The 10,047-nt window shown below is 72.9% G+C and carries 11 protein-coding genes; 5 read left to right on the top strand and 6 right to left on the bottom strand.

Annotation, left to right across the window (positions count from 1 at the left end; genetic code table 11):
* Positions 1 to 105 precede the first annotated feature (105 nt).
* Positions 106 to 1,437, bottom strand: a complete 1,332-nt coding sequence (locus ADL29_RS34445) for an aminotransferase class I/II-fold pyridoxal phosphate-dependent enzyme (RefSeq protein ID WP_053927452.1) — start codon at positions 1,435 to 1,437, stop codon at positions 106 to 108.
* A 54-nt stretch (positions 1,438 to 1,491) separates the two neighbouring features.
* Here ADL29_RS34445 and ADL29_RS34440 point away from each other — a divergent pair, with 54 nt between their 5' ends.
* On the top strand, positions 1,492 to 2,277 hold the full coding sequence (locus ADL29_RS34440) for a pyridoxamine 5'-phosphate oxidase family protein (RefSeq protein WP_245689752.1): 786 nt from the start codon (positions 1,492 to 1,494) through the stop codon (positions 2,275 to 2,277).
* Positions 2,278 to 2,286: 9 nt separating this feature from the next.
* Positions 2,287 to 2,937, top strand: coding sequence for an FMN-binding negative transcriptional regulator (locus tag ADL29_RS34435; RefSeq protein WP_053927451.1), 651 nt, complete (start codon positions 2,287 to 2,289; stop codon positions 2,935 to 2,937).
* Positions 2,938 to 2,976: 39 nt separating this feature from the next.
* Here ADL29_RS34435 and ADL29_RS34430 read toward each other — a convergent pair whose 3' ends face one another.
* The 3 genes from ADL29_RS34430 to ADL29_RS34420 all read right to left on the bottom strand — a co-directional run bounded on the left by ADL29_RS34430 (position 2,977) and on the right by ADL29_RS34420 (position 5,942).
* Entirely contained in the window at positions 2,977 to 3,966 is a 990-nt protein-coding gene (locus ADL29_RS34430; RefSeq protein ID WP_053927450.1) for a DMT family transporter, read from the bottom strand.
* A 178-nt stretch (positions 3,967 to 4,144) separates the two neighbouring features.
* Positions 4,145 to 5,317, bottom strand: coding sequence for an EamA family transporter (locus ADL29_RS34425; protein WP_078971505.1), 1,173 nt, complete (start codon positions 5,315 to 5,317; stop codon positions 4,145 to 4,147).
* Between the two features lie 85 nt (positions 5,318 to 5,402).
* Positions 5,403 to 5,942 carry a Clp protease N-terminal domain-containing protein gene (locus tag ADL29_RS34420; protein ID WP_053927449.1) on the bottom strand — a complete coding sequence of 180 codons (540 nt, stop codon included), beginning with the start codon at positions 5,940 to 5,942 and terminating at the stop codon, positions 5,403 to 5,405.
* Positions 5,943 to 6,222: 280 nt separating this feature from the next.
* Here ADL29_RS34420 and ADL29_RS34415 point away from each other — a divergent pair, with 280 nt between their 5' ends.
* Together ADL29_RS34415 and ADL29_RS34410 are read left to right on the top strand one after the other, a co-directional pair.
* Positions 6,223 to 6,747 (top strand): HAD domain-containing protein, encoded by a 525-nt coding sequence (locus ADL29_RS34415; protein ID WP_053927448.1) that lies wholly within the window; start codon positions 6,223 to 6,225, stop codon positions 6,745 to 6,747.
* An 82-nt stretch (positions 6,748 to 6,829) separates the two neighbouring features.
* Entirely contained in the window at positions 6,830 to 7,258 is a 429-nt protein-coding gene (locus ADL29_RS34410) for a type II toxin-antitoxin system Rv0910 family toxin (RefSeq protein WP_053927447.1), read from the top strand.
* Positions 7,259 to 7,319: 61 nt separating this feature from the next.
* On the opposite strand, the gene ADL29_RS34405 is transcribed toward ADL29_RS34410, so the two are convergent.
* The gene (locus ADL29_RS34405; RefSeq protein WP_046929384.1) at positions 7,320 to 7,961 is read right to left on the bottom strand and encodes a PadR family transcriptional regulator; all 642 of its coding nucleotides are present in this window, start codon (positions 7,959 to 7,961) and stop codon (positions 7,320 to 7,322) included.
* A 205-nt stretch (positions 7,962 to 8,166) separates the two neighbouring features.
* Here ADL29_RS34405 and ADL29_RS34400 point away from each other — a divergent pair, with 205 nt between their 5' ends.
* A complete protein-coding gene (locus tag ADL29_RS34400) occupies positions 8,167 to 8,988 on the top strand; it encodes a PhzF family phenazine biosynthesis protein (RefSeq protein ID WP_053927446.1) in 822 nt (273 codons plus the stop codon).
* Positions 8,989 to 9,033: 45 nt separating this feature from the next.
* Here the strand turns inward: ADL29_RS34400 and ADL29_RS34395 are convergent, their stop codons facing one another.
* Entirely contained in the window at positions 9,034 to 9,864 is an 831-nt protein-coding gene (locus tag ADL29_RS34395) for a CPBP family intramembrane glutamic endopeptidase (protein WP_053927445.1), read from the bottom strand.
* Positions 9,865 to 10,047 lie beyond the last annotated feature (183 nt).

The raw sequence follows: 10,047 nt of genomic DNA, 5'->3' as shown, positions 1-10,047 counted from the left end.
CCCCACACGGCATGCCCCAGCCCGCCCCCACCGGACCTGTCCCTCGGCACGCCCCACGGCCCACCCCTCGACCTCCCCCCCGGCACGCCCCCGGCCTGCCGGCTCTCACTCGTACCGCCGCGCCTCCCCCACTCCCGTGGCCGTCGCGACGGCATCCGCCACCGGCGCGATGTCGTCGTCGGTCAAGCCGGACACGGTGATCCGGACACCGGGCGGGGAGTGCATCCGGAAGCGTGCGCCCGGTGCCACCGCCCAGCCGGCGTGCAGGAGCCGGGCGACGGCGCCGGTCTCATCGGGGACCGACACCCAGACGTTCATTCCGCTGCGCCCGCGCGCCCGTACGCCGCGCTCGGCCAGTGCCCGTATCAGGGCATCGCGGCGACGGCCGTAGGACGCGGCGACCCGCTTCGGATCGATGGCGGATGTGCGCCACAGATGGGCGGCCGTGTCCTGGAGCAGATGACTGACCCAGCCCGGCCCCAGAAGCTGTCTGCCGCGCACCCGGTCCACGGTCACCGTGTCACCGGTGAGCACCGCGAGGCGCAGGTCCGGGCCGTAGGCCTTGGCCGTGGAGCGGACCAGCGCCCAGTGGTCGGTGGCGCCGGAGAGGGGATGGAGCGGGACGTCGACGATGCCGTGGCCGTGGTCGTCCTCTATGAGGAGGACGCCGGGGTGCCCGGCCAGGAGGGCGCGAAGCTCGGTGGCGCGGGCGCGGCTGACCGCGGCTCCCGTGGGGTTCTGCGCCCGGTCGGTGATGACGACGGCCCGGGCGCCGTCGCGGAGTGCCTGCGCCAGCTGCTCGGGCAGCGGCCCCTCGTCGTCCACCGCAACCGGTGCGGGGCGCAGCCCGAGTGCCGGGATCAGATCCAGCAGGCTGCCCCAGCCCGGATCCTCCACCGCCACGGTGTCGCCGGGGCGCAGATGCGCGGCGAGCACCCGCTCGATGGCATCGAGCGACCCGCTGGTGACGGCGATCGGGGCTTCGGGTACGCCGTCGCGGAGGAAGGCCGCGCGGGCCAGCGCTTCGAGGTCCTCGTCGACGGCCGGTGCGCCGTAGAGCGTGGGCCGCCGGGCGCTGCGCGCCGCGGCCTCGGCCAGCGCGGCCTCCAGCGGGGGCAGCAGTGCCGGATCGGGGTTGCCGTCGGAGGCGTCCCGTACGCCCGGCGGCGCCTCCACCCGCAGTGCTTCCCGGGAGGTGCTCGCGGGTCGTGGACGCACCCGGCTGCCGCGGCGGCCCGCGGTTTCGATCACACCGCGGTCGCGCAGCGTCCGGTATGCGGACGCGACCGTATTCGGATTGACCTCGAGATAGACCGCCAACTCCCTTAGGGGAGGCAGCACTTCGCCTGGTTGGAGCTCACCTGCACCGATGGCTCGCTCGACGCTGGCGGCAATCTCCGATGCGCGCCGCCCTTCGATCCGATACTCTCCTAGCACAAACTCAACTATGCACTAGTGCAAAAGAAATCGCAAGAGGCAAGGGGCAAGGCAGTGGAGAAGGCGATGGAGAAGGTGAAGGCGGAGGAGCGGGCCGTGGCACAGGCGGAAACGGTGCAGACGGAAACGGTGCAGACGGACACCGCGCAGGCTCCGGCGGGCGCGTCGCCGCAGGGCGCCTCCTACGCGCCGACCGGGCGCACCGTCCCCACCCGCGCCCGCGACCGCGCCGCCTACGACCACGAGACGGTGCACGCCATCCTCGACGCGGGATACGTCTGCCATCTCGGCTTTGTCCGCGACGGCGCCCCGGTCGTGCTGCCCACCCTCTACGGCCGCGTCGGCGACCGCCTCTACCTGCACGGTTCGACCGGCTCCCGCCCGGTGCGGATGGCCGGTGCATCCGGCGGGAGCGCCGGTCCCGGCCTGCCGGTCTGTGTCACCGTCACCCATGTCGACGGCCTGGTCCTGGCGAAGTCCGCCTTCCACCACTCCATCAACTACCGCTGCGTCGTGGTGCACGGCACCGCCCACCAGGTCGTCGACGAGGACGAGAAGACCGCCGCCCTCGACGCGCTCGTGGACCATGTCCTGCCGGGCCGCGCGGCCGACTCCCGGCCGGGCAACGCCAAGGAGCTCGCGGCCACCGCCGTGCTCCGCCTCGACCTGCACGAGGTCTCCGCCAAGATCCGCACCGGCGGCCCCCACGACGAGCCGGAGGACCTCGAGCTGCCGTACTGGAGCGGCGTCCTCCCCGTGACCCCGGCCTACGGCACCCCCATACCGTCCGACGGACTCGCCCCCGGCACGCCGCAACCCGCGTATCTGCCCGCCCACTGAGGAGCCGCGATGCTGATCCACCCCTGGGACGCCGCCACCGAAGACACCGAATGGCAAGACTGGCTCGCCGCACACGACTTCGGCCAGCTGGCCGTCAGCGGCCCGCCCGGCGCACCGCCGATGGTGCAGCCGACACACTTCGTCTATGACCCGGCCCGCCATGAGGCCCTCACCCACCTGGCCCGCCCCAACCCCATCTGGCCCGCACTGGAGGAGCGGCCGACGGTCCTGCTGAGCGTGGTGGATGACTACGCCTTCATCCCCGGGCCCTGGCAGGCGGCCGAGGACGAGCCGCCCGAGCACGGCATTCCCACCAGCTTCTACGCCGCGGTCCAGCTGGCCTGCACCGCCCACGTCGTGGACGACCCGGAGGCCAAAGCGGCGCTGATGCAACGCCAGCTGGGCCACTTCCAGCCGGAGGGCGGCTCGGCTCCGGTCGCCGCCGGCCGGGCCCCGTTCGGCCGGCAGCTCTCCGGGCTCCGCGGGCTGCGGCTCGAAGTCCACGAGGTACGCGCCAAGTTCAAGTACGCGGGTACGAAGAGCGAGGCCGTCCAGCGGCGCATCGCGCGGCGCCTGGCCGAGCGGAACGGTCCCGGCGACGCGGCGGCCCGTGGCCACCAGGAGCGCCGCCGGGCCGCCCTGTCCGCTACGGCGCCCTGAGGCGCCGGGGTGCCCGGCCCGCCGTGCCGGGCACCCCGCTCAGGCCACCGGCACCACGGCCGGTTCGGCTGCCGGTTCAGCGGTCGGCGCCGAGGCCCGGCGTGCCTCCGTCACCGCCAGCGCGGCGACGGCCGTCAGCAGCACACCGGTTCCGACCGCCGTGGTCATCGTGAGCCGCTCACCGAGGAACAGCACCGCGATGACCGCGGCCGACACCGGCTCCAGCAGCAGGATCACGGAAGCGGTCGCGGCGCGCACCACCGCCAGCGACGCGAAGTACAGCACATACGCCAGCGCCGTCGGCACCGCCGCGACATAGCCCAGCAGGAGCAGGCTGCGGCCCAGGCCGTCCGCCTGCGGCCACACCCCCTCCACCAGCGCGAACGGCAGCACGCACAGCGCGCCGACCGCGAACGTGCCGAGCGCCGAGGCATAGGGGTCGCCGTTCCCGCCCCGGCCCAGCCGCCGCGTGAGCAGCGTCATCGCCGCGCAGCCGGCCGCGGACAGCAGGGCATAGCCGACGCCGGCGGGCCGGACCGTTGCGCCGCCCCCGCCGAGGACCAGGATCAGCAGCCCGGTCAGCGCCCCGGCTACGGCCAGGACACCGCCCGCGCCGAGCCGCTCGCCCATCGTCAGGCGCGCGCCGACGGCTATCAGGACAGGGGCCGCCCCCATGGTGACGACGGTGCCCACGGCCAGGCCGGTGCCCTCGACGGCGGCGAAGTAGGCGGTCTGGAAGACGGCGAAACCGATGCCGGTGACGGTGAGCCGTGTGATGCGGTGACGTATCGGCTCGTACGGGGCGGCACCGGCGCGCGTACCGGACCGGCGGCGCAGCACCGCCCGTACGGCGAGCAGCAGCGCCAGGCCGCCGACGGTCCGCCAGAAACTGATGGCGAGCGGGCCGAGTCCGCTGCCCCGGTAGAGGAGGGCGGCGGTGGCGCCCGCCGTGCCCCAGGCGATGCCGGTGATCGTGACGTACAGCAGCCCCCGGCCCACGGGCAGGGCGGAGGAGGGTGTGGCAGACATGTGAGAGGTGCTCCGGGAAATCCGGCACGGCGCGCTGCGCCGTGGAATGGTCGCGTGGTCCCGTGTGCAGGCAGCGACGATCAGCCCGGGAACTTGCCCGGACCAGGGTTTCCTCGGAGGCCGCCGCCCGCCTTACGCGGCGGGAGGGGGCAGCACAGTCAAACGCATGATCGGCACTTTACGGGGCGCATGATCCGGCCGACAAGCCGTTTCCGGCGACGGCCGGGGACGGGTCTTCCCCGGTGGGCGGCAAGCCGTTCCCGGGAAGCGCCGCATCCGACGCTCCCGCTTCCGAAGCCCGCGCCTCCGAGGCAGGCGCCTCCGGGGCTCCGGCAGCCGGGTCCTCGGGCTTCGCCGACTGCGCGATGAAGGCGCCCACCAGCACCACCACGCCTCCGGCGATCTGCGGCAGGGAGAGATGCTCGCCGAGCAGCACCCAGGCCAGTACGGTCGCGATCACCGCCTCCAGGCAGGCCACCACCCCGGCCACCTGGGGCGAGAGCAGCCGGATGGAGACGACTCCGGTGAGATAGGCGGCCACCGTGGCGATCAGCACGATCCAGCCGAGGAGCAGCGCGGCGGGCACCGGGGTGCCGTTCATCTCGGCGCTGCCGCCGAGCACCTGCCAGTCCATGGTCCAGGGACGGGCGATCACGGTGAGCACAACGGCGCCGGTCAGCAGGCCGTAGGCGATCACGCCGAGCGGATCCGGTGTGTCGTCGCCGTCGCCGCCGTGGTCCGACAGCACGAAGTAGCCGACCTGGCAGCAGGCCGCCCCGAGCGCGAGGGCCAGGCCGATGACGTCGAAGCTCAGCCCGGACCACACCTCGACGACACATGCCAGACCGGCGACGGCGAGGACGACGCCGACGGCCGCGGCGCGGGTGACCGGCCGTTTCTGGACGAAGCGCACCCAGCCCAGGACGAGGGCGGGCGCGAGGTACTCGATGAGCAGCGCGACGCCGACGGGGATCCGGGATATCGCGGCGAAGTAGCAGGCCTGGACGCCGCCCACCGCGAGCAGGCCGTAGCCCACGAGCAGGGCCGGGCGGCGCCGCAGCAGTCCGCGGTGGCGCCAGGCGAGGGGCAGCAGGACCAGCGCGGCGCCGGCCACCCGCAGCCAGGTGACGTGCAGCGGTGCGAGACCGGCCTCGATCAGGGGCTTGGCGGCGACGCCGGAGCCGCCGAACGCGAGGGCAGAGATCAGCGCGATGCCGACGCCCGCGCCGCGCCCCTTGGGCCCGCCCCGGCCCGGGGCGGCCGGTGATGTCCGTACGGTCCCCGTGGACCCCGTTGCTGCTGGGCCGGTACCGGTGGCTGGACCGGCGGGGCTCCCCGAAGACGTGTGCATCCGGTCATCATGACAGCCGCCGTCAGCAGCGACACCCCCGAGACCCCTGTCGTTCCCGTCACTCCGGCCGCCTGGGCCACCCCGGTCACTCCTGGCCGGAGCCGCCGGAACCGTCCCCGTCCAGGCGCTCGGCGAGCAGGGCGGTGTCGACGGAGGCACGGCGCAGCACCTCGACGGCCCGCGACTCGGGGTCGTCCACCAGGGCGGCGAGCAGGTCGAGGCAGCCGGCGCGGGTGGCGTAGCGGGCGTGTGCGCGGTCGAGGGCGCCGTCCAGGGCGGCGGCCGCGGCGGGCGACCACCCCGGGACGCCGCCCTCGGTGACCGCCGGCACCGCGCCGGAGTCCTCGACCGTGCCGTGCCATTGGAGTCCGTAGCCGATGCTGCGCTGGACGAGATAGCCGAGCAGCCGGGCGATCCGGGGGCCGCCGTCGAACGCGTCGCGTACCGCGGGGTCGGACTCCAGGAGTCCGTGCAGCAGATGGGCGGTGTCCACCTGGCGGTCGCCGTCGCGGGTGGCCCTCCTGCGGGCAGCGGAGACGACGGACGCCAGCTCCACGGTGAGCTGTGTGTCGAGGTCCACCCGGGCGGAACCGTCGGCTCCGCTGTACGCAGTACGGTTTTGCACAGTCCCACCCCACCAGCCCCTGAGGCCCGGAACATCCCCGGGGGGAAGCATTTGCGCATCCCACCCTGGTTGGGGATACGCACGCACCTTCTCATCCTTGAGGAGGAGATGCCGCGTTTCGACGGAAGCCGGACGCAGGAGATCCGGCCCCCGCCGAAGGGACGGCGGCAGGCAACCGGCGACCGCCTTCGTGCGTCCTTCCCCCACACGCACCGCGTCCGCCCCACCGATACACCGCCCCGCCCCGTCCACCCGAACCCCTCCGCGGCGAAGGACTGTGATGGCCACCCGACCGCTGCTCTTCCTCGCTGTCGACGGCGTGCTGAATCCGGTGCTGCCGTCGCCCGGTTTCACCGCACACCGTCTGCTCGGACACACCGTGCTGCTCTCCACCGACCACACCGACTGGCTGTACGAGCTCTCCGCGACGTACGACCTCGTCTGGGCCACCACCTGGGAGCATCACGCGAACACCCATATCGCTCCGCTGCTGGAGCTGCCCCGGCTGCCGGTCGTGGAATTCACCGGCCGCCCCGCCCGGCCCGAGGACCTGCAGTCCGAGGGGCCGGAGAGCCCGCCGGCCCCGAAGTGGGCGCCCATCCTGCGGTTCGCGGACGGGCGGCCGTTCGCCTGGGTCGACGATGCGATGCCCGACGGCCTGGTACGGCGCAACCGCTGGCGGCCGGACCGGCTGCTGATCCCGGTGGACCCGGCGCACGGACTGCGCCGCCACCATGTCGACCGGCTGCTCACCGCGCCGCCCCGGCCGCGTCTCTGCATGAACCTGACGGCCCATCAGAATTGAGGGGTCGCCGCTCTTGAACCTTCGCCTCCTCGCGGCTACCTTCCGCGGCACAGCCGGGGACAGTCACCGAAGGGGTGGTCGCATGGCCGAAGTCACCGCTCAGGCCCGCATCGAGGCACCGGCCGGGCAGATCTGGGACCTGCTGACCGACTTCGACGCGTACGGGCAGTGGAACGCCACCCACACCGGCTTCCCCAAGGGCGGCCCCGCAACGCTCGAAGTGGGCGCGGGCTACGAGGAGAACATGAAGCTGATGGGCTTCCCGGCCGAGGTGACCTGGACCGTACGGGAGGTGGAGCCCGGCCGCCTGCTGGACATCAAGGGCAAGGGCCCGATGGGCGTCAGCCTGGGGATGCGCTACGAGCTGACGCCGGACGGCGGGGCGACGACGGTCCGGATGGACGGGGCGTTCACCGGCGCCGCAGTCTCCCTGATGGCGGGCAAGCTGAAGGACTCGGCGAGCGCGGCGCTGAACGAGTCGCTGCACAAGCTCGCAGAACTGGTGGGCTGAGGCCCGGGGGCACGCCGCGCACGGCACACCCCGGCCCCCGGCTCTCCCCTCAGCCCGCTCCTCAGTCCTCCTCGGCCAGGATCAGATACAGCTCCTTACGGGCCTTGTTGACCACCGCCATGGCCTTCTCCCGCTGCTCGGGGCTGCCGGTGGCCCACACCTGGCGGAACGCCTCGACCAGGCCGCCGCCCGCCTTGCGGATCTCGTTCATCGCCTCCCAGTCGACGCCCCGTCCGGCGTCCTCCCAGGGGGCGTCCGAGCCGCTCTCGGCCTCGGCACGGCCGGCCTCGGTCAGCGAGAAGAGCTTCTTGCCGCCCTCGCTGGCGTTGGTGATCAGCCCCTCGTCCTCCAGCAGCTGCAGGGTGGGATAGACCGAACCGGGGCTGGGCTTCCAGGCCCCTCCGCTGCGCTCGGCGATCTCCTGGATCATTTCGTAGCCGTGCATCGGCCGGTCCTTGAGCAGCGCCAGTATCGAGGCGCGCACATCGCCGCGCCGCGCCCGGCCGCGCGGTCCGCCGCGGCCCCGGCCGCCGAAGGGCGGCCCCCCGAAAGGCGGCCCGAAGCCGCCGAACGCGGCGCGCCGCCGCTCGAAGCCGCCGACGAACTCGCCCCAGCCGCCCTGGCGTCCGGGGCCGCAGTGCTCATGCCGGTGCTCGTGTCCGTGCTCGTGGTTGCCGCCGTGGTGATGTCCCTGGGAACGCATGGTGGCGTCCTTTCCGATTGCTCTCGCAGCAGGCCCGCACAGGGCTTACTGCACCGCCATCGTTGACCGATCGCGATGCTTCAACGATATATCGGAACTGTTCGCCGAACAACCCCTTCGACAACCGCCCCGCCGCCCTGCAGGGGTCCAATTTCCCGGGATTGGCCTTGGCCTGCGGTTTTGCGTCTTCTCTACGCTCGCGGCCATGAGGATTCGTATCGTCGACGCCTTCAGTGCGCGTCCGTTCGCCGGCAACCCCGCAGGAGTCGTACTCCTCGATTCCGACGCCTTCCCCGATGACGCCTGGCTCCAGCAGGTCGCCGTAGAGGTCAACCTCTCCGAGACCGCCTACGCGCACCCGCTGCCCGCGGACGGCGACGCCGACTGGGCGCTGCGGTGGTTCACCCCGGGCACCGAGGTGAACATGTGCGGACATGCCACCCTGGCCACCGCGCACGTCCTGCACACGACGGGGACCGCGCGCGGCACGGTCCGCTTCCGTACCCGCAGCGGCGTGCTGACCACCACCACCGGGGACGACGGGTCGATCACCATGGACTTCCCGACCGCGCCGCTGACCGAGGTTCCGGTGCCGCCCGTCGTCGCCGGGGCCCTGGACACCGAGATCCGGTCCGCCCACGACACCGGCCCACATGTCGGCGATCTGCTGGTCGAGCTGGCCGACGAGAAGTCCGTACGGGCGCTGTCACCGGACCTCAGGGCCCTGGCGGGGCACGGCGGCCGGGGCGTGATCGCCACGGCGCGCGCCGAAGACCCCGACGGCGGCTATGACTTCATCTCGCGCTGCTTCTTCCCTGCGGTGGGCATCGACGAGGACCCCGTGACGGGCAGCGCGCACACCGCGCTCGCCCCGTTCTGGTCGGCCCGCCTGGGCCGCGACGCACTGGTCGGACTGCAGGGCGGCGCCCGTACCGGTCTCGTACGGACCGAGCTGCGCGGCGACCGTACGCTGCTGACCGGCAGCGCGGTCACCGTCATCGACGGCGAGCTGCTGGCCACCGGCTGAGCATCAGAAGGCGCGGGCCGCCCAAGTGGCGTCCCGCGCCGTGCATCAGGCCGTCGGCAGCCACCCCACCCGGCCCGCCAGCAGGGCGTAGCCGAGGAACGCCACGATGTCGATGAGCGCATGCGCCGCGACCAGCGGTCCGACCCGGCCCCAGCGCCGGTAGAGCAGGACGAAGATCACGCCCATCACCATGTTGCCGAAGAAGCCGCCGATGCCCTGATAGAGGTGGTACGAGCCGCGCAGCACCGCACTGGCGGCCAGTACCGCCATCGGGGCCCAGCCCAACTGCCCCAGCCTGCGCACCAGATAGCCGACGACGATGACCTCCTCCACCACGGCGTTCTGCACCGCGGAGGCGATCAGCACCGGAATCTTCCACCACACCTCGGGCAGTGCCTCGGGAACCACCGTCAGATTGGCGCCGGCTGCCCGCGCGCCCAGATAGAGCAGCAGTCCGCTGCCGCCGATGACCGCGGCCAGCCCGACGCCCCGGCTCAGGTCGAAGCCGGGCCGCTGCCGGTCGAAGCCGATGGCGCGCAGTCCGCCGGCCCGTTCCCGCAGCAGGAAGTGGGCCACCAGGGCGACGGGCACCAGCGCGCTCGCGATGCCGAACAGCTGCCAGGCGAGATCCAGCCAGGGCCGGCCGGGCGCGTGGGACGCGTTGAGCGTGGCCGCCTGGTGCTTGAGGCCGCCGGGTTTGGTCACCGAGCCGATGAAGCTGATGAGCGCCGACAGTGCGCTGGCCCCGAGCGAGAGCGCCAGCACGAGCAGCGTCTCACTCCCCAGGAAGCTCCGGCAGGGCCCCTCCGCGCCTCCCGGACTCCGCCCCGCACCAGGCCCCCGGCCTCCCTGACCTCGAACGTCCGCATCGGCCACGGGACTTGTCTCCGGCTCCACGCTTCCTCCACTTCCGCAATACCGCCGCTTCGCCACCACCACCCCACCAGAATCTCGAAGGCAGATACAGCACACACAGCACACACAGCACATACGAAGATCGCGCGCGACGGGCCGGGGCACTTCGGCAATGGGACGTCACAGCTTGCCCGATCCGTCCGC

This window comes from Streptomyces chattanoogensis, assembly GCF_001294335.1.
GTDB classification, from domain to species: Bacteria; Actinomycetota; Actinomycetes; order Streptomycetales; family Streptomycetaceae; genus Streptomyces; species Streptomyces chattanoogensis.
Note: the sequence above shows the minus strand (reverse complement) of the source record. Positions and strands in the feature narration are given on the sequence as shown.

Bases quoted from the DNA above. Each gene is read 5' to 3' on its own strand.
- ADL29_RS34435 (WP_053927451.1), top strand. From the start codon at position 2,287: ATGCTGATCCACCCCTGGGACGCCGCCACCGAAGACACCGAATGGCAA.
- ADL29_RS34430 (WP_053927450.1), bottom strand. From the start codon at position 3,966: ATGTCTGCCACACCCTCCTCCGCCCTGCCCGTGGGCCGGGGGCTGCTG.
- ADL29_RS34425 (WP_078971505.1), bottom strand. From the start codon at position 5,317: ATGCACACGTCTTCGGGGAGCCCCGCCGGTCCAGCCACCGGTACCGGC.
- ADL29_RS34415 (WP_053927448.1), top strand. From the start codon at position 6,223: ATGGCCACCCGACCGCTGCTCTTCCTCGCTGTCGACGGCGTGCTGAAT.
- ADL29_RS34410 (WP_053927447.1), top strand. From the start codon at position 6,830: ATGGCCGAAGTCACCGCTCAGGCCCGCATCGAGGCACCGGCCGGGCAG.
- ADL29_RS34405 (WP_046929384.1), bottom strand. From the start codon at position 7,961: ATGCGTTCCCAGGGACATCACCACGGCGGCAACCACGAGCACGGACAC.
- ADL29_RS34400 (WP_053927446.1), top strand. From the start codon at position 8,167: ATGAGGATTCGTATCGTCGACGCCTTCAGTGCGCGTCCGTTCGCCGGC.